This window comes from Vandammella animalimorsus (assembly GCF_002285285.1).
Classification (GTDB): domain Bacteria; phylum Pseudomonadota; class Gammaproteobacteria; order Burkholderiales; family Burkholderiaceae_C; genus Lampropedia; species Lampropedia animalimorsus.
Genome location: NZ_NSJF01000001.1, coordinates 491,828 through 515,126, shown reverse-complemented (window position 1 = coordinate 515,126; position 23,299 = coordinate 491,828). Strand labels below are relative to the sequence as shown.

Annotated in this window: 15 protein-coding genes and 1 pseudogene; 8 read left to right on the top strand and 8 right to left on the bottom strand. The window is 59.0% G+C overall.

The features are described 5' to 3' along the window. Positions 1-33 precede the first annotated feature (33 nt). Positions 34-654, bottom strand: a complete 621-nt coding sequence (locus tag CK620_RS02205; protein ID WP_095548897.1) for a class I SAM-dependent methyltransferase — start codon at positions 652-654, stop codon at positions 34-36. A gap of 253 nt (positions 655-907) precedes the next feature. Between CK620_RS02205 and CK620_RS02195 the strand changes: the two genes are divergently transcribed. After that, positions 908-1,933 (top strand): YcjF family protein, encoded by a 1,026-nt coding sequence (locus tag CK620_RS02195; RefSeq protein WP_095549113.1) that lies wholly within the window; start codon positions 908-910, stop codon positions 1,931-1,933. 134 nt (positions 1,934-2,067) lie between these two features. Here CK620_RS02195 and CK620_RS02190 read toward each other — a convergent pair whose 3' ends face one another. The 3 genes from CK620_RS02190 to CK620_RS02180 all read right to left on the bottom strand — a co-directional run bounded on the left by CK620_RS02190 (position 2,068) and on the right by CK620_RS02180 (position 5,426). Further along, the gene (locus tag CK620_RS02190; RefSeq protein WP_095548895.1) at positions 2,068-2,721 is read right to left on the bottom strand and encodes a 2-hydroxychromene-2-carboxylate isomerase; all 654 of its coding nucleotides are present in this window, start codon (positions 2,719-2,721) and stop codon (positions 2,068-2,070) included. A gap of 64 nt (positions 2,722-2,785) precedes the next feature. Continuing rightward, positions 2,786-4,354 carry an FAD/NAD(P)-binding protein gene (locus tag CK620_RS02185; protein WP_179290543.1) on the bottom strand — a complete coding sequence of 523 codons (1,569 nt, stop codon included), beginning with the start codon at positions 4,352-4,354 and terminating at the stop codon, positions 2,786-2,788. A gap of 13 nt (positions 4,355-4,367) precedes the next feature. After that, positions 4,368-5,426 carry a Bug family tripartite tricarboxylate transporter substrate binding protein gene (locus CK620_RS02180; protein WP_095548893.1) on the bottom strand — a complete coding sequence of 353 codons (1,059 nt, stop codon included), beginning with the start codon at positions 5,424-5,426 and terminating at the stop codon, positions 4,368-4,370. Positions 5,427-5,716: 290 nt separating this feature from the next. Between CK620_RS02180 and ilvD the strand changes: the two genes are divergently transcribed. Together ilvD and CK620_RS14445 are read left to right on the top strand one after the other, a co-directional pair. Next, a complete protein-coding gene (ilvD, locus tag CK620_RS02175; protein ID WP_095548892.1) occupies positions 5,717-7,462 on the top strand; it encodes a dihydroxy-acid dehydratase in 1,746 nt (581 codons plus the stop codon). Between the two features lie 208 nt (positions 7,463-7,670). Beyond that, positions 7,671-8,457, top strand: a pseudogene (locus tag CK620_RS14445) (leucine zipper domain-containing protein). A 165-nt stretch (positions 8,458-8,622) separates the two neighbouring features. Here the strand turns inward: CK620_RS14445 and CK620_RS13695 are convergent. Beyond that, entirely contained in the window at positions 8,623-9,039 is a 417-nt protein-coding gene (locus CK620_RS13695) for a hypothetical protein (RefSeq protein ID WP_143325875.1), read from the bottom strand. 825 nt (positions 9,040-9,864) lie between these two features. Between CK620_RS13695 and CK620_RS02165 the strand changes: the two genes are divergently transcribed. From CK620_RS02165 to CK620_RS02145, 5 genes are all read left to right on the top strand, one after another. Further along, on the top strand, positions 9,865-10,683 hold the full coding sequence (locus CK620_RS02165) for an ABC transporter permease (protein WP_095549112.1): 819 nt from the start codon (positions 9,865-9,867) through the stop codon (positions 10,681-10,683). Then, a complete protein-coding gene (locus CK620_RS02160; RefSeq protein ID WP_095548891.1) occupies positions 10,673-12,007 on the top strand; it encodes an ABC transporter ATP-binding protein in 1,335 nt (444 codons plus the stop codon). Before CK620_RS02165 ends, CK620_RS02160 begins: the two co-directional genes overlap by 11 nt. After that, complete coding sequence (locus CK620_RS02155) at positions 12,004-16,365, top strand: glycosyltransferase (RefSeq protein WP_095548890.1); 4,362 nt, start codon at positions 12,004-12,006, stop codon at positions 16,363-16,365. The genes CK620_RS02160 and CK620_RS02155 overlap by 4 nt, the downstream gene beginning before the upstream one ends. Further along, a complete protein-coding gene (gene wecB / locus CK620_RS02150) occupies positions 16,362-17,459 on the top strand; it encodes a non-hydrolyzing UDP-N-acetylglucosamine 2-epimerase (RefSeq protein WP_095548889.1) in 1,098 nt (365 codons plus the stop codon). The genes CK620_RS02155 and wecB overlap by 4 nt, the downstream gene beginning before the upstream one ends. Positions 17,460-17,755: 296 nt before the next feature. Next, complete coding sequence (locus CK620_RS02145; protein WP_238945977.1) at positions 17,756-18,562, top strand: glycosyltransferase family protein; 807 nt, start codon at positions 17,756-17,758, stop codon at positions 18,560-18,562. 115 nt (positions 18,563-18,677) lie between these two features. On the opposite strand, the gene CK620_RS02140 is transcribed toward CK620_RS02145, so the two are convergent. The 3 genes from CK620_RS02140 to CK620_RS02130 all read right to left on the bottom strand — a co-directional run bounded on the left by CK620_RS02140 (position 18,678) and on the right by CK620_RS02130 (position 23,119). Continuing rightward, complete coding sequence (locus CK620_RS02140; RefSeq protein WP_095548887.1) at positions 18,678-19,658, bottom strand: quinone oxidoreductase family protein; 981 nt, start codon at positions 19,656-19,658, stop codon at positions 18,678-18,680. Positions 19,659-19,713: 55 nt separating this feature from the next. After that, positions 19,714-20,547: an SDR family oxidoreductase gene (locus tag CK620_RS02135; protein WP_095548886.1), complete on the bottom strand. Its 834-nt coding sequence runs from the start codon at positions 20,545-20,547 to the stop codon at positions 19,714-19,716. A gap of 199 nt (positions 20,548-20,746) precedes the next feature. Then, on the bottom strand, positions 20,747-23,119 hold the full coding sequence (locus tag CK620_RS02130; RefSeq protein WP_095549111.1) for a Tex family protein: 2,373 nt from the start codon (positions 23,117-23,119) through the stop codon (positions 20,747-20,749). Between the last annotated feature and the right edge of the window lie 180 nt (positions 23,120-23,299).

The following is a 23,299-nucleotide window of genomic DNA, read 5'->3' as shown; positions in this document are numbered from 1 at the left end:
CTGCGCCATTGATGCATCGGGCGCATTGGCGCATCAGCGGTTTTCGATCACCACCAGGCGCGAGAGATTGAGCGCATTGACCGGGCGCACCGACTGGATATGCCAGTCGTAATGCTCAATGTGCTGGTCGTAGGCAAAGTCCGAATCGAAGCCAATGCGCTTGGTGAAAGGCTTGGCCATGCGCTCGAGCACGCGCCACACCGGCCCGGCATTGGAGAAGTGGTTCAGCACCACAATGCGCCCGCCCAGGCGGCACACGCGCCGCACTTCACGGATGAAGGCCTGCGGATCGGGCGTGACCGAATAGGTGTAGGGCAAGGTCACGCAATCGAACTGCCCATCGGCAAACGGCAGCGATTCGCCGTTGGCCACCAGCAGCGTCACCGGCGCGGCGCGCGCCGGATCCATCCGGCCACGCGCCTTTTGCAGCATGCCGGGCGACAAATCCACGCCGGTGACCGGCACATGCGCCGGGTACAGCGGCAGCAGCAGGCCCGTGCCCACGCCGATTTCCAGAATGCTTTGCGGCGGCCTGCGCTGCAGCTCCTGCGCCAGCGCGCGGCGGCCTGGCTCCAGCACCAGGCCAAACAATTTGTCGTATATCTGCGCGTACTGGTCGTAGCGGTCGCGCACGTCTTTGAGCGTCGTTTTCAATTTTCACCATCATGGGGCTTGAAAAGCCGCCAATCCGCCAAGAACTGCAGGCCGCTGTGCCAAGCATGCCCTGCATTGGCATGCACGGCGCGGGCCCGCGCGAAAAAGCGTCGAGTATAGGCCCCCTGCCTGCCCATTGGCCGCGCCCGGGCACGGCCATTGATCTGCGCCGACAATCGGCTTGCCCCCACCCACCCGCGCCGGGCGCGCACCGGCATTTCACCACCTTCACAGCCAAGGCCACGCCATGACCATGACCACCCAGGAAATCCGCTCCGTCCTCACCATCAGCCTGCTGGCCGCCTATGCCGACAGCGACAAGCACGCGCGCGAGCGCGAGGAAATCCGTCGCATCGCCGAGGGGTTGAGCCAGGCCGATGAAGTCAATTTGCCCACGCTGTACCAGGACGTGCTGCTCAAGCGCACCAACCTGGCGCAGGCCATTGCCGGGCTGCCCAGCATGGAAAGCCGCCAACTGGCCTACGAGATGGCCGTATGCGTCTGCGATGCCGATGGCAGCACCAGCGAGCGCGAGCGCGCCTTCCTGGGCGAGCTGCACCAGGCGCTGGGATTGGAGCAACAATTTGCCCAGCAAACCCTGCACGATGGCGAGGCCATGGCCCAGGCGCCGCTGCAAGCGGCCGCTGACGCGCCCTTGGCCGCTACCAGCGCCATGGCTGCCTCGATGACGCCCCAGACAGCGCCCCCGGCAGCGGCCCCGGCCCAGCCCGCTGGGCGCCCCAGCACGCTCGACGAGCAGGCCATGAGACAAAAAATCCTGCGCGCCGCCACGCTCAATGGCGCCATCGAGCTGCTGCCCGAGTCGCTCTCCACCATGGCCATCATCCCGCTGCAAATGCGCCTGGTCTATCAGATCGGCCAAAGCTACGGCTACGAGCTGGACAAGGGCCACATCCGCGACTTCCTGGCCACCATCGGCGTGGGCATGACCTCGCAATACCTGGAGCAGGCCGGGCGCAAGTTGCTGGGCGGCCTGCTGGGCAAGGCGGGCAAGGGGCTGCTGGGCGGCCTGGGCAAGCAGGCCGTCAGCTCCGGCATGAGCTTTGCCTCCACCTACGCGCTGGGCCACGTCGCCAACCAGTACTACGCTGCTGGGCGCAGCATCTCGGCGCAAATGCTCAAGGACAGCTACGCCCACATGCTGCAGGATGGCCGCCAACTGCACACGCAATACCTGCCGGACATGCGCCAGCAGGCGCAGGGCCTGAATGCCACGCGGCTCATGTCGCTGGTGCGCGGCAATCGCCAGGCTTTTTGAACGTCTGTTAAGCGCCTGTTCAAGATCGAGGCGCGAGTGGGCAGCGGCTCGGGCCGGGCTGCAAGGCGCAATGGCGCAAAACCGCAAGCCGCCCTGATCTGCAGGATGGCCTACCCTGCAGGGCGCCACACGCGTCAGCGGCGGGCAGTGCGCTGCGCCAGCGCTCGATCCACGAAGCCCAGCCGGTCCTGCCCCCAGTAGCGCACGCCGTCCAGCACGTAGGTGGGCGCGCCGAAGATGCCCTGCTCCAAAGCCTCCTGCGTGTACTGACGGTACAGGGCCTGGGTGGCAGGGGCTTGCTCCAGCGCCTGCAGGGCTGCGCCGTCGTAGCCGTTTTCATTGGCCACGGCAATGCGCACCTCGGCCAGAGCGGTATCGCGCTCTTCCAGCCACAGCGCGCGCAGCAGCGCGTGCGAAAGGGCCTGCACATCCAGCCCCTGGGCCTGGGCGGCAATCAGCATCCAGCCGGCGTGTTTGTTCCAGTGGGGGTCGGGGTGCACGCCTTGCGGGTAATGGCGCGGCTGCAGCACGATGGGCAGGCCCAGGTAATCGCTCCAGCGGGCCAGCTCTTCCTGGTGGTAGCTGCGCCGTGCCGCAGGCCGGGTGCGCAGTGGGATGCCGCCGGTCTGCGGCACCACGGCCTGGAAGTCAAACGGCTTGAAGACCAGGCGCACGCGGTGGCGGCGCACGATGTCTTGCAGCTGCGGGCCGGCGAAGTAAGCCCAGGGGGAAGAGAGGCTGTAGTAGCAGGCCAGCGTGGCGCTGCCCTCGGAGGCGTTGATGGTCATGGCAAGGCGGTGATGGGGCTGCGGCAGGCAGCCATCAAGGGGAAAACTATGGGCCTGTTTCAGCTCAGGGCTGGGACAGGGGCGGCACGTACCAGCGCGTGTCCTTGAGCTCAGGCTCGTCGTGCGCCAGCAGGCGCTGCCAGTGGGCCTGGGCATCGAGCGTGAACAGATCGCTGGCGATGGCCGCGGCCAGGCGGCGCGCGCCAATGCCCAGGCCGGGGATGTCGCCGGCCAGCGCGCCGTGGCTGAGGGTGCTGCCCCAGTTGAACAGGTGCATGCGCGCCAGCGCCTGGGCCACCTCCTGCGGCTGGCCGGCCTTGGCGCGCAGCTCGAAGCCCGGCCCCAGGTAGGGAAAGCGCGCGGCTTCGGCGTGGCTGGCGGCTTCGTCTGAGGGCACGTGCTGCGCCCAGGTGTCGATGGCACTGACGTAGGGGGCCAGCTCGGGGCGGTCGAGCAGGTTGACGTCAAAGCCGGTGCCGAAAATCACGGCATCAAAGCGCTGCTGGCCCTGCGGCGTGCTCACGCGCACGCCGTGCGCATCGGGCGCCACGTCCAGCCAGTTCTGGCCCAGCTGCAGGTTGAAACCGGCATGGGCATCGCAGCGGCGCACGGTCTCCCAAGGCGGTGGCACTTGCTCGCTGAAGATGTAGGTGTAGAAACGCCAGCGCTGCGCGTCATCAAGCCGCTCGAAGCCGTGGAAGAAACCAGGGAACGAAGTCCATTTGCTCTTGTTGACCTGCGGCAGTTGGGCGCGGCGGGCAAATTGCGTCACGCGCGCGCCGGCCTCCAGCGCGCAAGCGGCGTTGTCGAAGGCCGAGGCGCCCACGCCCAACACGCCCACGTGGCGACCAGCCAGCGCGGCGAAGTCGATGGCATCGGCGCTGTGAAACACCCGTCCAGCGGCCAGGGGGTCATCACGGCGCAGACTGGGGTAATGCGGCCAGCGCGGCGCGCCGCTGCCATCGCGGCCCAGCGCCAGCACCAGCTTGCGGGTGTAGACGGTCTCTTCGCCCTGCGGGCCGTGCAGGCGCACGCGCAGCAGCGGGCCTTCGTGCGCCACGTCCAGCAGCTGCACGCCGTTTTCCACCGGCAGGCCCACGGTCTCGCGCACCCACAGCAGGTAATCGCGCCAGTCCAACCGGCCCACCTTGTGCAGCGCGGCCCAGCCATCAGCGCCGTGCTGCGCCTCGTACCAGGCGCGAAAGCTCAGGCTGGGCACCCCCAGATCGGGCCCGGTCAGGTGCTTGGGACTGCGCAGCGTGAGCATGCGCGCGTAGGTGCCCCAGGGGCCTTCCTGCCCGCGCGCGGCGCGGTCGATGAGGCGGATGCGCCCGATGCCCTCGCGCATCAGGGCAAAGGCAGCGGTCTGGCCGCACATGCCGGCGCCGGCGATGAGCACGTCCAGCGCATGGCCGCCGCCGGGCTGCGCCGCAGGCAGCGACCAGTCTGGCACGGGCCAGTTCAGCCGAGCCAGATCGGCGCGCGCCTGCTGGGCCAGGCGCGCCAGCGCTGCCGTATCGCGCGCGCTGGCCAGGGCCTGTGGCGGCACAGGCGGCAGGATGCGCTCGGCCCAGGCAGCCTCTGGGGCGCTGGGGCTGGAGGGAGGAATGGTTGAAAGATCGCTTGCTGGCATGGCAATGCGGGCCTCAGTTGATCTGCACCTTGGCAGCCTCGACCACCTCCGCCCACTTGCGGCGATTGTCCCGCACCGTGATGGCGAACTGCTCGGGCGTTTCGATGCGCACGGCATTGCCCATGGATTCGATGCGCTCGCGCATCGCAGGCTGCTTTAGCACCCCCGTGATGGCGGCATTGAGGCGCTGCACGATGGGCGCGGGCGTGCCCTTGGGGGCAAACACGCCAAACCAGATGGCGCTGTCAAAGCCCTGCGTGCCGGGCAGGCCGCTGTCGGCAATGGGCGGCACGTCGGCCACGGCCGGCACGCGCTGGGCCGTGGTCACGCCCAGCAGACGCACCTTGCCCGCCTTGGCGTGCGGCAGCACGGTCTGCACCTGGTTCATGATGCAGCAGGTCTCGCCGCGCAACACGGCGCCAATGGCGTCCGGCCCGCCCTTGTAGGGCACGTGCACCATGTCCAGCCCCAGGCGCGAGTTGAACTCGGCAAAGGCCATGTGCGTGCCCGTGCCGTTGCCGGTGGAGGCAAAGTTGTACTTGCCCGGATGGGCCTTGATCTCGGCCACGAACTCGGCCAGATTCTTCACGTCGATGACCTCGGGGTTGATGGTCAACACGTTGGAGACATCGTTGATCGGCGCCACGGGCACGAAGTCGGCCTCCACATCGAAGGGCAGGTTCTTGTACAGCGCAGCATTGCTGCCATGCGTGGCCGCCGTGCCAAAAGCCAGCGTATAGCCATCGGGTTTGGCGCGCGCGACAAACTCGCTGGCGATGTTGCCGGCCGCACCCGGCTTGTAATCGATGATGATGGGCTGGCCCAGGGCCTTGGCCAGCGGCTCTTGAATCAGCCGCGCAATCACATCCACGCCCGAGCCGGCGGGAAAAGCCATGATGAGTGTGATGGGCTGCGCAGGCCAGCTGGCGGCTGACTGTGCTGCTTGCGCGGTGGTTTGCTCAGGCAGCTTTTGCCCGCCGCTGGCCCAGGCAGAAACGGCCAGCGTGGCCGCGCCCCCCAGCAAAGCCAATGCGCCCAGCGCCGCGCGGCGCTTGATGTTGCGAATGTTCATAGTGACTCTCCATCGGTGCCCGCCCAACCGGGGCGCCCATGCAGCGCATTGTGATCAAGGCTACACAACGGCATGGCATGAGCTTATATCTCAGGCGCTGATGTCGGGCAGTGAGCAACTGCCGCCAGCCCCAAGCCCTGAGGCCGTTCGCAAGCTGGAAGAAGACCGCGGCAAAGTCAGACAGGCCCGCGCAAGCTCGCCCCAGGCCACAGCAGGCGGCACAATAGACACTTTTCGTGAGCGGGCCCCGCCCGCCCGCGCATCGCCCCTGCCCCACCCCGAGAAAGACCATGAGCGAGCAAAAAACCATCCCCATCCGCCCCGCCAACGAGCGCAGCGCCCACATCACCCAGGGCAAATCGCGCGCGCCCAACCGCTCCATGTACTACGCGCTGGGCTATACCGAGAGCGATTTCGACAAGCCCATGGTCGGCATCGCCAACGGCCACTCCACCATCACGCCCTGCAACGCAGGCCTGCAACGCCTGGCCGATGCGGCCGTGGAGGGCATCCGGCAAGCGGGCGGCAACCCGCAAATCTTCGGCACGCCCACGATCTCCGACGGCATGTCCATGGGCACCGAGGGCATGAAGTACTCGCTGGTCAGCCGCGAAGTCATCGCCGATTGCATCGAGACCTGCGTGGGCGGGCAATGGATGGACGGCGTGCTCGTCGTCGGCGGCTGCGACAAGAACATGCCCGGCGGCATGATGGGCATGCTGCGCGCCAACGTGCCGGCTATTTATGTCTACGGCGGCACCATCCTGCCCGGGCGCTACAAGGATCAGGACCTGAACATCGTCAGCGTGTTCGAGGCCGTGGGCCAGAACGCCGCCGGCAACATGAGCGATGAGGAATTGAAAGAAATCGAGCAGCGCGCCATCCCCGGCAACGGCTCGTGCGGCGGCATGTACACGGCTAACACCATGTCCAGCGCCTTCGAGGCCCTGGGCATGAGCCTGCCCTACTCCAGCACCATGGCCAACCCGCACGACGAGAAGCAAAACTCCGCCAAGGAATCGGCCAAAGTGCTGCTGCAAGCCATCCGCAACAACCTGCGCCCGCGCGACATCGTCACCCGCAAGGCACTGGAAAACGCCGTGGCCGTCATCATGGCCACCGGCGGCTCCACCAACGCCGTGCTGCACTTTCTGGCCATCGCCCACGCAGCCGGCATCGAGGATTGGAACATCGACGACTTCGAGCGCATCCGCAAGAAAGTGCCCGTAATCTGCGACCTCAAGCCCTCGGGCAAATACATGGCCGTCGATCTGCACCGCGCAGGCGGCATTCCGCAGGTCATGAAAATCCTGCTCAACGCAGGCCTGTTGCACGGCGACTGCATGACCATCACCGGCAAGACCATCGCCGAAACCCTGGCCGAGGTGCCCGATGCGCCGCGCGCCGATCAGGACGTCATCCGCCCCATCGACAAGCCTCTGTACGCCCAGGGCCACCTGGCCATCCTGCGCGGCAACCTCAGCCCCGAAGGCGCGGTGGCCAAGATCACCGGCCTGAAAAACCCCGCCATCACCGGCCCCGCGCGCGTGTTCGACGACGAGCAATCGGCCCTGCAAGCCATTCTGGAGGGCAAGATCAAGGCCGGTGACGTGATGGTGCTGCGCTACCTCGGCCCCAAAGGCGGCCCCGGCATGCCCGAAATGCTCGCCCCCACCGGCGCGCTCATCGGCGCAGGCCTGGGCGAGAGCGTAGGCCTGATCACCGACGGGCGCTTCTCCGGCGGCACCTGGGGCATGGTGGTCGGCCACGTCGCCCCCGAAGCCTACGTGGGCGGCACCATCGGCCTGGTGCGCGAGGGCGACACCATCACCATCGATGCCAAGCAACTGCTGCTGCAAGTACACGTCAGCGACGAAGAGCTGGCCGAGCGCCGCAAGCACTGGCAGCAACCCGCGCCGCGCTACACCCGTGGCGTGCTGGCCAAATTCGCCCACAACGCCGCCAGCGCCAGCCGCGGCGCCGTACTCGACGCCTGGGATGCGGCCACCCCTGCCTGCCAGGGCGGCCAGGGCTGATGCAGTCGGCGCTGCCACTGCAGTTTGCCCAAGCAAGATGACAAAACATCCAGCCTTTGGGTCATGCCGTTCACCAACCCAGTGAACGGCATTTCTACTCGGGTCATAACACAGCAATATGAGCAGTGTCGTTTCCCAACAAATTGCTCACCCGAGTGAAGCAAGATGGAGGTTCTCAAGCCCAACCACCTGCTTCAGGAGTCCCTGGATGAACACCCATAAGAATGCTTCACTGATGCCCAAAGGACGAGCCCACCTGGTCTCTCAGTTTGCCTTATTGGGCTTAGTCACAGCAACTCAGGCCGCTGGTATCAGTTGCCGCACTGCGCGCAAGTGGCAGCGCAGCTTTGCCACCCGAAGCTGAGGCGGACCTATTGAATTGCGGCTCACGCCCCCAGCACACTCCTCGGCACACTGATGCAAGCAAGATTTGAGCGCACCGTGGCCCTGAGCACACCAGCAATTGACCTATATCCGAATTGCCGAGCGCGTGGGCTTGTTGTCAAGTAGCACGCTAGCAAGAGCCAGTCATGCCCCGGTCGAGGCCTGGTTGGCATTGAGTGTGACCATCGATAGATCACTGGCGCTTTAGCGCCAACTTCTGCAGGGCGCAGCCCGATGAAATTGCCGAGAGCGCCTGTACCACTGCTCACCGCACCATGTGACTACCACCGTCTGAGGTGATGAACCAGCGGGTAATGACCGACGATGGTGTAACCCACACATCACGGTGCTTTGCTAATTTGCTGGGGTGATTGAAGATCAAGCGTTTTCGCTCTTGACCATCTACACCCAGCACCAATGCCAAGGCCAAGCGCCTTACCCAAACTGCTTTGCGCGAATGGGGTTATGCAGACCGTTATCCCAGCTCAGCACCTCGTGCTGACGAGCTCGCGCCTTGGCTGCACCATTACAACTTCCATCGCTCTCGCCTGGCCAAGAGCCATTCACCATTAGTGACCCAGCAGGAAGTTTGTGGAAACAACGTGTGTTGAGCAGCTACATGCCGTTGCCTATCAGTGCCTTAACAGGCTGCTGAAATACTGCCGAAGATGGGCGAAAAACATCCAACAGATGCCCTCAGTTCCCCTTCGCCGACCATAAATCAACGACTTACGATGGCTTGAGGCGGCAAGTCTGAGGCTTTTCCGCCTGTCGATTCAGTATTTCAGCAGCCTGTTAAGCCTGTGCAGTTCCCACCCAATGCCGCGGATCACCCGACTACTGCGCACGGTGCGCTGGGCGCAGCACCTGGCAGGCGGCTGTCGACGTGTGGGCGATGGCCTTTTCCATACGGTACTGCCCACGATCAGACGCGAGAGTTCGCTGGCATCGACGGCCTTGATCGCACGCGCAGCGGCAATGGTCTTCTCCAAAGGCTCTTCCATGCAGGCTTTGCTCAGGCGCTGAGGCCAGCGGGTTAGTGAGCTGGGGCTTGCACGGCAGCGTGTGGCCTGAAACAGCACTTCACCGATGAAGAGCTGCCAATAGAGATTTCCCAACCAGCGCGTTCGCACCTGCTTTTCGCGGAAGCGATGCGCGTGCTTGAGATTCAGCAACTCGGCCGTCAGCCACACCGGCAGGGCACAGTGTGCGGGCGGCGGCCACCGCCTGGGTGTGGCTTGGGCTGCAAAGTCGGTGACAGCCAGGCTAGAGGGGATCGCACAGGTCGATCAGGCTCTATAGCCGAGATGGAAGCAGCACTTCACCGCAGGCATTAGCTGTGCCGGCGGCAACGGGGCGCTGGCGTATGCAATGACTCGAGACTGCAAGAAAAAGAAAGGGAAATTATCGAAAAACGACATTTTCGGCATACCGAATTGGGATCGAAGCGCAAGGCAGGGTACGGGGCGGAAGGGGTTTTCAGGACTACTAAGTGGCGTGGCATGCCGCACCACTCTTGCTATGGTTACATTGCCTTCATTACCATTAACATAAAATCAAGGATTTATTAAAAAAGTATTGACAATCAATTTAATTAAGGCAGGTATACTTTAAGATCTTGATGCAATCTGGGGTGCCGCCAGAATACTTCAACATTAATGGAATTCTTTAAAGAGCCTATTTTTGGCAGCAAAAATTTATATTAAAAATCTCGCCTCTCATTATGGATACAGCATTACCTTGCCTCCAACCACCTTTGCACGCGCACACCCATTTGACGGCTTTCGTTTATTGACCTCTTTTTGGAAGCACTCATCCATGGCGTTTCATATCATATCAAAAATATCCTATTACTGCTTCGATGGTGTTTCTGCCTTTCATGCGAATCCGAAATTTACCGCCTTCAACTCCAGACGAATAACCCAATAAGGATTAACAAACATATACCACAAGCACAATAAATTCGCAAAAATACGCATAACTTTAGAAGATTTTTATTTAGTGGCATGGGTACACTGATGCGGAACTTTTCAATTTCACCGTTGGAAATATTCAGTAGCTTCTGGCGCAACCGTGAACTGATCATGGCATCCACCAAACGCGAAGTGCTGGGGCGTTATCGTGGCTCCGTAATGGGCTTGCTATGGTCATTTTTCAACCCGCTCTTGATGCTTACGGTCTACACATTTGTGTTCAGCGTCGTCTTCAAGGCGCGCTGGAATGTGGAAACCGAGTCCAAGACCGAATTTGCACTTGTATTGTTTGCTGGCCTGATCGTCTTTTTCCTGCTCAGTGAAACCATCAACCGGGCACCCTCGTTGGTGGTTGCCAACGTCAACTATGTCAAGAAGGCGATCTTCCCGCTGGAAATTTTGCCTGTTGTCTCACTGCTCTCCGCCTTGTTTCATGGCTTTGTCAGTCTCTGCGTCTGGCTGATCAGCTATTTGCTGTTCTTCGGTATACCAAAGCCAACCGTGCTCTATCTGCCCTTGGTCATTTTGCCTTTCCTACTAATTATCCTAGGCTTGAGCTGGTTACTGGCCTCGCTGGGCGTTTACCTGCGCGATGTTTCCCAATTCATTGGAACACTGGTGCTGGTTTTGATGTTCATGGCACCAATTATGTACCCTGTTACGGCTTTGCCAGAAGAATTTAGGCAATGGTTGTATCTCAATCCACTTACATCGATTGTTGAACAAACGCGGGACGTGCTCTATTGGGGGAACCCGCCTGATTTTGAGCTATTGGGTATCTACGCGCTGGTTTCAGCCTTCATTGCATGGCTTGGATTTGCATGGTTTCAGAAAACCAGGAAAGGCTTTGCCGATGTCCTCTGAAATTACCATCAAGGTTGAAAATCTGAAAAAATGTTACCAAATCTACGATCAGCCTCGAGATCGACTCAAACAGTTCATACTGCCACGCCTGCAACAGATGCTCCGGCAACAACCCCGGCAGTATTACCGCGAGTTCTGGGCGTTGAAGGATGTCACTCTGGACGTCAAGAAGGGTGAAACGGTCGGCATCCTTGGGCGTAACGGAAGCGGTAAAAGCACGCTGCTACAGATCATCACTGGGACGCTAGCGCCCACCTCCGGCACGGTTGAAACCCACGGCCGCATTGCCGCACTGTTGGAATTGGGCTCAGGATTCAACCCTGATTTCACCGGGCGGGAGAATGTCTACCTCAATGGCTCAATTCTGGGTTTTTCCAAACAGGAAATGGATGAGCGGTTTGATGAGATTACCGCTTTCGCCGATATCGGGGACCACCTTGAGCAGCCGATCAAAACCTACTCCAGCGGTATGGTTGTTCGCTTGGCCTTCGCCGTGCAGGCCTGCGTGTCCCCCCAGGTGCTCATTGTGGATGAAGCACTAGCCGTGGGTGACGAAAAGTTCCAGAGGAAATGTTTCGATTACATCGAGCGGTTGCGCGAGGGCGGATGCTCCATTTTGCTGGTGACGCACTCGACCGCGACGGTGGAAAAATTTTGCCAGCGTGGCGTGCTTTTGCACAAGGGCTACGTCCACGGCATTGGCCCCGCCAAGGAAATCGTCGACCAGTATCACGCCCTGCTCTATTCGGACGAGAAAACTTATATCCGCTATCTGCAACAAAGCCAGGCAACGGACACACCTCTGGCATGCGTTGATGAAACTACAGCAATTCAGGATACTGAGGGCTGCATCGGTGACGACGAGCCCAGCGGGAACGGCATGCGCGCCGTGATCACCCATTGGCAGATTCTGGATGCTTCAGGCGACCTATGCGATCAGTTCATGACCGGCGAGATCCTGACGGTTCGTTTTTTTGTCGATGTTCTGCGTCCTATTGATGAAATCCAGGCGGGCCTCTTGATCCGTACCGTGGAGGGCGTCAGCGCATTCGGGACGAGTACGCTTTATCACCAACAAAACTTCACCAATGCCCTACCCGGCACACGCCTTGTCTTTGATTTCGAGCTGCGCGCCGATCTGTGTGCAGGCACATACTTTGCCACTCTAGCAATAGCGGAGGCGATATCACACGGGGATATGACATACCTTGACCGCAAGACCGATATCATTGTTTTTACGGTACATCAGCCACGTATTCTCGGCAGCGGCATAGCCATGCTTGATACAAAGGTGATGGTGACTGAATTAGGAGCGAAAGCATGAAATCGCTACTAATCGTCACCGAGCAATTTACTTTAGGGGGGCTCGAAACGCATATTCGCGGAGAAATTGAACATCTCAGCAAGGCTGGTGTTAATGTTCATTTGGCTACTGGCAAGGCTTTTGAAGAAGCACTCTTGCCCTCAGGGCTGGCTTCCATAACATACGGATTGCCTCTGGGGCCTGAATGTTCCCCCGAAGAGCTATTGTCGGTGATCCAGCATCTCCGACAGATCATTCGCCAGCACGCAATCGGATGCGTTCATGTTCACCCTTTCACGTCAATCATTCCTGCTGTTGTGGCAGCCGAGCTGGAATCCATACCTTATGCCATCACGCTGCACGGCCCAGCCTCCATGGCCAGCTATGGGCCGATTTATGACCTGTTGGTCAAGGACATCATCCTGGCAAGTTCACCCCTGATTGTTGCGGTATCGCCAGAGGTTCAGGATCTACTGACCGTCCATGCCTCCGAGCAATCCCTTCATTACATCCCCAATTCAGTGACATTTGAAGAGTCTCATAGCGCAGATTCGACTGTCAACCCGATAGATCCACGCTGGTTGGTTGTATCCAGACTGGATGAGTTCAAAATACAAGGAATTTTCGACTTCTGCAGCAAGGCAAAATTGTGCGGAATACCGGGCGTGATGATTGCTGGCGATGGGCCAGCGAAGCAGCAGCTCTGCCAAATGCTTGAAAAACATGGGGATTCGGATTACGTTGAATTGATCGGCTCAAGCAACGAAATTCCTACCATTATTCAAAAATTTTCCGGTATTGCGGGAATGGGGCGTGTTGTTCTTGAGGGGATTTCGTCGCGCAAACTCGTGATTTTAGTGGGTTATGACGGAGTAAAAGGAGTTGTCGACGAAAAGCTGTTAGCAAAAGCAGCTGAACATAACTTCTCCGGCCGCAACCTTCCCGTTATTGACAGCAATGAATTGCTTGATCAACTTGATAATAGGACAAGCAAGGATCAGATTGACAGCGTTTTTGAATTTGCCAAAACACATTTCAACGCTCACCATGCATGGACTCGCTTTCTCGACAATATCAGTTCAATACCAGCCCCTGCCACTACGGTGTTGACTGGTTTGCACCACCATCTTTCCACAAACACGATCACTGGAACAACACCATACCTCTACAGCAAAGCGCTATTGGATCAGATAGAGACGGTGGTATGCAGCAAGAAATTCTACGACCCAAGACTGTTGGCTGCCGTTTCGCTCTGCCGGCAAAGGCAGGCGAGCAACGAAGTCAATCTGCTCGACGGGCAGATTGCGAGCCTGAATCTGGCACTGGCTGAGCGCGATGAGCAGATCGCCAGTCTCAGCCAAACGGCAACTGAGCGCGACGGCCAGCTTACTCATCTCAATCAGGCGGTAACCGAACGTGATGAGCGGCTTGCCCACCTCCATCAAACCGTGGTCGAGCGTGACAGCCAGCTTGTTCTCCTCAATCAGGCTGTGCTTGATCGCGATGTGCAGCTAACCAATCTCAGCCAAACGTTAGCCGAACGTGATGGGCAGCTTAGTTACCTCAATCAGTCGGTAATTGAGCGCGATGAGCAGCTTGCCAACCTCAACCGAGCAATAACCGCGCTTAATGAGCAAATCGCTGGCCTCAACCAAACAGTAGCCAAGCATATTCAACAGATCACCAATCTCAATCAAACGGTAGCCGAGCGTGATGGACAACTTGCACACCTCAATCAGGCCATCGTTGAGCGCGATGAGCAGATCGCCAGCTCAGACCAAATGGCAATCGAGCGTGACAGACTGATCGCCGACTTGAATCTAACCATAGTCGAGCGAGACGGGAAAATTTTCAACCTAAACCAGTCTCTTGCAGAAGAACACCAAAAGTATCAGAACGTAATGAACTCGAACTCAATGAAAATCACAGGAATTCTGCGCACAGCCAGAAGAAAAGCGCAAATCTTGAAAAAATTATCTCGAGCATTTTTCTACACTCTGAAATCGCAAGGCCCCCGAATGGCTTTAACAAAAACAAAAAACTGGCTATCAAAACAAAAACAAGAAAAAAACAACAGTTCGGAAAATATAAAAATTTCAAATCAAGAAATTTATTCGATAAACAAATCCGCTCAAAATGAATATATTCTTAGGTACATTGATATTGGGCTAGAGGACAGTCACGCCGATGTGCTTTCAGAAGTATTGTTTGACGCCATTGCATCCGAAAGAAAAATTTTAGTCTTACCTTTAAGCTATCCACTGGAGCTGACGCAGCGCCCCGATCACATCATTCGTTTTTTTGCAGAAAAAGGCTATCTATGTCTCTTGCTACAGGTTGATAGCAACCCTCCATTCCTCAGGGAGATAGCCACAAACCGGTACCTAACCAATGTTTTTGGGGGGGTAATAAGCTCACTCGCAGACAGAAATAATGTAGTCCTCTACCTAACATATCCTTTCTTCGGATATTTGCTACCCCACATGCCTCGAGCGCAGTGCCTTTATGACGTTCTCGATGATTTGAGCGTTTTTTCACTCCACTGCAGTGCCATGATCGAAGATCATGAGAGGCTGCTTGCAAGTGCTACCGCCGTCATTTTTTCATCAAGAGAATTGATGAATAAAAATTCCAGCAAGACTAAGGCAAACTATTTTCTTGTTAAGAATGGTGTTTGGGTCTCCGATTTTCAGAGCGAAAACAAGGATCATGCTTCGCTCGACCTGAAGGATGACTCATTTGTAGTAGGCTACCACGGTGCCATCAGCGAACTTCTTGACTGGGAAATACTAAAAAAGATCACAAGCATTTCAAACGTAAAACTAGTAATGGTGGGACCATTAATAGAATTCGAAGGCTATTCCAAGGAAAACCTGATCGTACGCAACCAGGTATTAAGCAAGCCTAACGTTTTACACATTCAAGCAGTTCCATACGAAAAGCTAAAAATTTATCTTGAAAAATTTTCCGTTGGCTTAATACCATTTCTTGTAAACGAAAAAACAAATCCAGTTTTACCATTGAAGCTTTTTGAGTACATGGCAATTGGGCTACCAATTTTTGCCACAAGAACCTCTTCCTTAATAGACTACAGTGACTCAGTATTCGTTGGATCCTCCGAAGATATTTTTGAAAAAATCACAGAAATGGCAGCATCAAATAAGAAGCCAACTCGCATTGACTATGAAGAAGTTTTGAAAGAATCCAACTGGGCTAACCAGATTAGCCCCGTTTTTAACATACTAGAATCCAGCTTTGAGAGAACAAATAATATAAGCCATGTCGCCATCAAAAAAGTTGACATAATAAATATTAATTTTTTCGATTGGGATGGAAAAGTACTATACAAAGGCGGTGCAGAACGATATGTTTTTGACTTGGCGTGCATGCTGCGAGATGCTGGATGGTCCCCAAGAATCATACAAAATGCAAATAGCGATTTCTCCAAGGATTTTTTTGGAATTCCCGTTGTTGGCGTGCAAACAAACAGCGACGGCGACATAAAGCTGATGTCAAAAAAATTCAGGAATTTTTGCAAGGACAGCGATTTAGTGATCGCCTCACCAGCAGATCTTGGGTGCGCCCTTTATGGACTCAAGGTAATCGCAATTAATCACGGAATATACTGGGACCACAAATATAAACGATTAAAAAGCAGCAATATTGCGGAATACAACAATATTTTTGACGCCCTGCGAGTGGCTTCACGCGTAGTTGCGGTTGACACCAATTTCATTAATTGGCTAAGAACGTACGATTACCCTCTCGCCGAGAAGGCATCATACATTCCCAACTATTTTGACTCAAAAATTTTTCAAGTCAACGAGAAGGATTTTAGCGGCAAAATTAGAGTGCTTTATCCAAGGCGCTTATATGAAGCCAGAGGCATATTTATTGTCTTAAAGGCATTTGATTATTTGCTACCAAAACATCCGGAACTTGAATTACACTTGGTTGGCCAAGCCAATGAAGAAGACGGAAAAATTGTAGCTCAGCACATAGAGCGTTATCGAGATCGTGTCACCTGGCAAGAATTCGACATGGGCGAGATGAATTCCGTTTATCAAGAATCCCATATTGTTCTTGTTCCGACGCTCTATGCAGAGGGCACCTCGTTGTCATGCATTGAGGCGATGGCTACCAACAACGCCCTAATCGCTACAAACATAGGGGGGTTGCCCAATTTGGTCATTGACGGCTTTAATGGCCATTTGATTAACCCAAAATACGAAGACTTGATTACATCATTAGAGTTTTTTCTAAAAAACCGACCACTACTAAAAGAAATGGCCAACAACGGTCTCGCGATGTCCAAGACATTTGAAAAAAACAACTGGCTCGCACGATGGAAAAAAATAATTTCAGAGGTTTCGCAATGAAAAAAATACTTTGTGTCATCGGCACCCGCCCGGAAGCCATCAAAATGGCCCCTGTCATTCTGGCGTTGCAGAAGGAGCCGTGGGCGAACGTGCGGGTTCTTGCAACTGCGCAGCACCGTCATATGCTCGATCAGGTCAATGAGTTTTTTGGCATTGATCCGGATATTGACCTGAATATCATGCGGCCCAATCAAGCGCTGACGACCCTGACAGCCCGGTTGTTGCTTGAGCTCGACGATGTTTTGCAGACGGAGAAGCCGGATGCTGTATTGGTGCAAGGGGATACCACCACCGTGATGACTGTGGCCTTGGCATGCTTTTATCACCGCATCCCGATTGGGCATGTGGAGGCCGGGCTGCGCACCTGGGATATGCAAAATCCTTTTCCGGAAGAGGCCAACCGGGTTATTGCAGGCAAGCTGGCGCGCTGGCACTTTGCACCGACCGAGGGTTCTCGGCAGAACTTGCTGAAGGAGGGTGTGCCGGATACCGAGATTGTTGTCACCGGTAATACTGTCATCGACGCATTGCTGATCACGGCATCCAAGGAACTGGAGCTTGCAGTGCCACTGGATGCTGACAAGCGGCTGGTTTTGGTGACATCCCACCGCCGAGAGAATTTTGGCGAGCCATTGCGCAACATTTGCCGCGCCCTGCGCACGCTGGCTGAGAATAATTCTTCGGTGCAGTTTCTCTACCCCGTGCATCCCAATCCCAATGTCAAGGATGTGGCCCATGAGTTTCTGGCTGGGTTGCCCAATTTCATGTTGTGCGAGCCGCTGGATTACGCCCCGTTCATTGCGGCGATGAAGCGCGCCTACATCATCCTGACCGATTCTGGCGGTGTGCAAGAGGAAGCCCCGGCTCTTGGCAAGCCTGTGCTGGTGTTGCGAGACGAAACGGAGCGGCCAGAGGCGGTTGAGCAGGGTGTGGTCAAGTTGGTTGGGCCCAACTTTGAGCGTATCGTCAGCCAGGCGCAGCGTTTGCTCGATGATGAATCTGCGTATCTTGCAATGGCTCGCGGCGTTTCGCCTTATGGCGATGGCCAGGCCGCTGCGCGAATCGTGAAGACGCTACGTGCGCATTTCAGCTGATGCAGCTCATCTATTTATCGCCAGTGCCGTGGAATAGCTTTGCCCAGCGACCGCATAAGTTCGTAGAGTGGTTCCATAGCCGGACAGGCGGCTCTGTCTTGTGGGTCGATCCTTATCCCACCCGTTTTCCCAATTGGAGGGATTTGCGGCGGCTACGCCCCTCTGCGTCGCACGATCTGCACAACAACAGGCCCGCATGGCTTACGGTGCTCAAGCCCAGTGCTGTGCCTATTGAGCCATTGCCGGGTTCCGGCTGGGTGAATGGGCGCTTGTGGCAACGTCAATGGCAGCAAATGATGGATTTTTCCAATCAGTCCAGAACCTGGTTGGTGATTGGCAAGCCATCGGTTCTTGCGCGCAATCTCTTGAAGCGCCTGCGTGACTGCCCATCCTTGTACGACGCCATGGATGAGTTTCCGGCCTTTTATGAAGGCTTTTCCCGGTCAGCCCTGGCTCGGCGGGAGCTGGAAATTGCCCATTGTGTGGACATCATCACAGTTTCGAGCACAGAGCTTAAATCACGCTGGGCGCGCGTACATCAGGATGTGCGGCTGGTTTACAACGGGCTGGATCTGTCGGTGATGCCAAGCATGCAGCAGGGGCCTGCTGCATCCAGCAAAAAAGTCTTTGGCTATGTTGGAACCATTGCTTCATGGTTCGACTGGGACTGGGTGTGCGCTTTGGCAAGGGCCAGGCCGAACGACGAAATTCGCTTGATTGGCCCGGTTTTCAACCGCCCGCCCAGTAAGCTGCCCGACAACATTACCTTGTTGCCTACTTGTGATCATGCGACTGCTTTGAAAGCGATGACGCAGTTTCACGCTGGGCTGATTCCGTTCAGAAAAAATGCGCTGACTGCCTCGGTTGATCCGATCAAATACTACGAGTACCGCGCACTGAACCTGCCGGTGATCTCTACGGATTTTGGAGAAATGAGTCTGCGTGCAGGAGAGCGTGGCGTATTTATCACGCAGATCGAGGCTGACGTGCCTGCGATGGCTGAGGCCGCCCTGCAATTCAAAGTCGGGACAGGCGTAGACCTTGCATTTGCACAGGAAAACACTTGGGAGGCGCGTTTTGATGCAGCCAAGCTTCTCCCATAGTTGAGTCAACAACAGGCTTCTTGCGGTAATGCCGCTCACTGGGCTCAGTAAACGGCGCTAACCAGAGGCCGTCTTTTTTTCTTGACCCTCCCGTGCAGAAATTCGGGACAGGCCCTCAAGGCAGCAAGATGGTCGAGCCCGTGGTCTTGCGCGCCTCCAGCGCCTGGTGCGCTTGCTGCACGTCCTGCAGCGCAAAGCGCTGTTCGATGTGGATTTTCACCGCGCCCTGCTGCACGACGGCGAACAAGTCGTCGGCCATGGCCTGGGTGCGCTGGCGCGAGCTGGTGTGCGTGAACAGCGTCTGGCGCGTCACGAACAGCGACTTGGCCGCCAGCACGGCCGGGGCGAACGGCGGCACCGGGCCCGAGGCATTGCCGAAGCTGACCATCAGCCCAAAGGCGCGCAGGCAGGCCAGCGAGCCTTCCCAGGTGTCCTTGCCGACCGAGTCGTAGACGATCTTCACGCCCTGGCCCTGCGTGATCTCTTGCACGCGGGCGGCAAAGTCCTCGCGCCGGTAGTTGATGGCGTGGGCCGCGCCGTTGGCCAGCGCCAGGGCGCATTTCTCGTCCGTGCCGGCCGTGGCGATCAGCTTCAGGCCCAGGTGCCGGGCCCACTGGCAGGCAATCAGGCCCACGCCCCCTGCGGCGGCGTGAAACAGCACGTGGTCGCCCGGCTCCAGCCCCTCCATCGGGCGGCATTTCTTCAGCAGATACTGCGCCGTCAGGCCCTTGAGCATCATCGCTGCGCCCGTCTCGAAAGAGATCTCATCGGGCAGACGGCAGACGTTCTGCGCCGGCATGACGCGCTCTTGCGTGTAGCTGCCCATGGGCCCGGTCGCATAGGCCACGCGATCGCCCACGCGCAAGTGCTCCACCCCCGGCCCCACGGCCAGCACTTCGCCTGCAGCCTCCATGCCCAGCGCCAGCGGCAGCTCATTGGGGTACAGGCCTGTGCGGTGGTACACGTCGATGAAGTTCACGCCGATGGCCTTGTGCCGCACATGCACCTGCCCGGCCTGCACGGGCGGCAGCGGCAGATCCACCAGCTTCATTTGCTCGGGCCCACCGAACTGGGCGATTTGCACCGTCATTGCCATAGTCGTTCCATTTCCTCTTGGTCAAACGCTCAAAACAAACGCTCAGAACAAACGCTCAAAACGTGCCTGGATAGGCGCCCCCATCGATCAGCCAGTTCTGCCCGTTCACATAGGCCGCCTGCTGGCTGCACAGAAAGGCGCAGATGGCGCCAAACTCCTCGGCCGTGCCAAAGCGCCCGGCCGGGATCAGCGCCCGCTGCTGCGCGCACAAGTCCTCATCGCTCAGGCCCATGCGCTGGGCCTGGGCGTGCATGGTGCTGCGCAGGCGCTCGGTGTCGAACTTACCCGGCAGCAGGTTGTTGATCGTCACCCCTTGCGCGGCCAGGGGCGAGCGCGCCAGCCCGGCCACAAAGCCCGTCAGCCCGCTGCGCGCGCCGTTGGACAGCCCCAGCACCTCGATGGGCGCCTTCACCGCGCTGGAGGTGATGTTCACGATGCGGCCAAAGCCGCGCCCGGCCATGCCATCGACCACTGCCTTGATCAGCTCGATCGGGGTCAGCATATTGGCCTGCAGCGCCGCCAGCCACTGCGCCTGCTCCCACTGGCGGAAGTCGCCCGGCGGCGGCCCGCCGGCATTGGTCACCAGGATGTCGAAATCCACGCCCGGCCCGCCTTCGAGGGCAAAAATCTGCTCGCGGCCGGCCGCCGTGGTCACGTCCGCGGCCACTGGCAGCACCTGCGGCTGCGGCGCATGCGTGTCGCTGTGCTGCTGCGCATACCAGCGCGCCAGCTTGCGCAGCTCATCGGCCGCCTTGCCCAACCGCACCGCGCCACGGGCATTGACGACCACGTTCACGCCTTCTTGCACCAGCGCCTTGGCACAGCCCAGGCCCAGCCCGGCGCTGGAGCCACACACCAGGGCCCAGCGCCCTTCAATCCCCAATTTCATCGCAGCGTCTTCCTTTGCTTTGAAAGGTTCTCACACCCTTGGGATGCCCTGCATGCCAAGCGCGCCGCACCCAACACGGGCGCAAGCCGCGCATTGTGCCAAGGGAAATCTGTGGCACGAACGAGAGGCGCGCAGCCCGCGCGAATTTGCAAAGGCACGCGCGGCACGGCGATTCGCGCAGAGCTTGCTGCACAAGCGCTTACTTCTTCAGCCCCTGCAACTTGGCAAAGGCCGACTGCATGGCCGATTGCGGCTGGGCCTGGCGCGGGGCGTTGCGCGCACCAGCGGGGCTGCGGCCGCGTTCGCCGCGCGCGCCAGCGCCTTGGCTGTGGCTGGCGGCGCTGGCGTCCAGGCGCATGGTCAGGCTGATGCGCTTGCGCGGCACGTCCACTTCCAGCACCTTGACTTTGACGACCTGGCCGGTCTTGACGATTTCGCGCGCGTCGGCGACGAATTTGTTGGCCAGTTGGCTCACGTGCACCAGCCCGTCCTGGTGCACGCCCAGATCGACGAAGGCGCCGAACTGGGCGACGTTGCTGACCGTGCCTTCGAGCACCATGTCGGGTCCCAGGTCGGCGATGTCCTGCACGCCTTCGTTGAAGCGCGCCACAACGAAGTCAGGGCGCGGGTCGCGGCCGGGTTTTTCCAGCTCGGCGAGGATGTCCTTGACGGTGATGGCGCCAAAGCCTTCGCGCGCGAATTGCTCGGGCTTGAGGCTTTTGAGCAAGGCGGTGTCGCCCATGATTTGCTCGACGGATTTGCCCGTTCCATCCAGGATGGACTGCACCACAGGGTAGGTTTCGGGGTGCACGCCGGTCATGTCCAGCGGGTTGTCGCCGCCGCGGATGCGCAAGAAGCCCGCGCTTTGCTCGAAGGCTTTGGGCCCCAGGCCGGTGACCTTGAGCAGTTGCTGGCGGTTCTTGAACGCGCCGTTCGCTTCGCGCCAGCGCACCACCGAGCGCGCCACCGAGGCGCTCAGGCCCGAGACGCGCGAGAGCAGCGGCACGCTGGCGGTGTTCAGGTCCACGCCCACGCCGTTGACGCAGTCCTCCACCACCGCGCCCAGGGTGCGGGCCAGCTCAGTCTGGTTCACATCGTGCTGGTACTGGCCCACGCCGATGGATTTAGGGTCGATCTTGACCAGCTCGGCCAGCGGGTCTTGCAGGCGGCGGGCGATGCTGGCCGCGCCGCGCAGGCTCACATCCACATCGGGCATTTCTTCGCTGGCAAAGGCGCTGGCGGAATAGACCGAGGCCCCGGCCTCGCTGACGACGACTTTCTGCACGCGCTGGCCGGCCTTGTCGGCCAGCAGCTTGACCAGCTCACCGGCGAGCTTGTCCGTCTCACGGCTGGCCGTGCCGTTGCCGATGGCGATCAGCGCCACCTGGTGCTTGGCGCACAGCGCCGCCAGGGTGTGCAGGCTGCCTTGCCAATCGCGGCGCGGCTCGTGCGGGTAGACGGTGGCGGTGTCCAGCAGCTTGCCGGTGGCGTCCACCACGGCGACTTTGACGCCGGTGCGGATGCCCGGATCCAGCCCCATCACGGTGTGCGCGCCCGCGGGCGCGGCCAGCAGCAGATCGCGCAGGTTGTCGGCAAAGACCTTGATGGCCACGGCCTCGGCCGCTTCGCGCAGGCGGGCGAACAAATCGCGCTCCAGCGACAGGCTGAGCTTGACGCGCCAGGTCCAGGCCACCACCTTGCGCAGCCAGTCGTCGGCCGGGCGGCCCTGGTGGCTCCACTTCAGTTGCAGGGCGATGTGGCCTTCGGCCAGGCTGGGCTGGCCCGCTTCGGGCTCTTGCGGCTGGGCCAGGCGCAGGTGCAGGATGTCCTGCGCGCGGCCGCGGAACACGGCCAGGGCGCGATGCGAGGGCACCTTGGCAATCGGCTCGTCGTATTCGTGGTAGTCCTTGAACTTGGCGATTTCGGGGTCTTGTGGGTTCTTGCCCTCGATCAAGCGGCTGCTGAGCACGCCGCCTTCCCACAGCCATTGGCGCATGGCCTGCACCAAAGTGGCATCCTCGGCCCAGCGTTCGGCCAGGATGTCGCGCGCGCCGTCGAGCACTGCCTGCACGGTGGTGAAGTCGCTGCCGTCCTCGCCTTTTTCGGCTTTGATGTAAGGCTGTGCGGCCTCGGCGGGGGTCAGGCTCGGGTCGGCAAACAGCGCATCGGCCAGCGGCTCCAACCCGGCTTCGCGCGCGATCTGGCCCTTGGTGCGGCGCTTGGGCTTGTAGGGCAGGTACAGGTCTTCCAGCTCCTGCTTGGTCTGCACCTGGGCGATGGAGGCGGCCAGTTGGGGCGTGAGCTTGCCTTGCTCCTCAATGCTCTTGAGCACCGCCCGGCGGCGCTCTTCCAGCTCGCGCAAGTAGCCTAGGCGCTCTTGCAGCGTGCGCAGTTGGGCATCATCCAGCCCGCCAGTGGCTTCCTTGCGGTAGCGCGCGATGAAGGGCACGGTCGCGCCTTCGTCGAGCAGCTTGACGGCCGCTTCGACCTGGCGCGCAGCCGCGCCCAGCTCTTTTGCAATCAATTGCTCGATGGCCTGTTGGGTACTGGGGGCGATGGCTGCAGAAGACATGGCAAATCGGTCGAGGGTCTGGCGGCACGAAGCCGCATGCAAAGGCTTGAGGCGCTTGAAAAAGCTGCTCAAAAACGAAAAGCGCGTGAGTGTGCCACAAGGCCAGCGCCGCTCAGTGCCACCCAGCCCTGACGACCTGTTGACCTGCCGCAACCATCGCAGGCCTGCGAGTCTTGATGC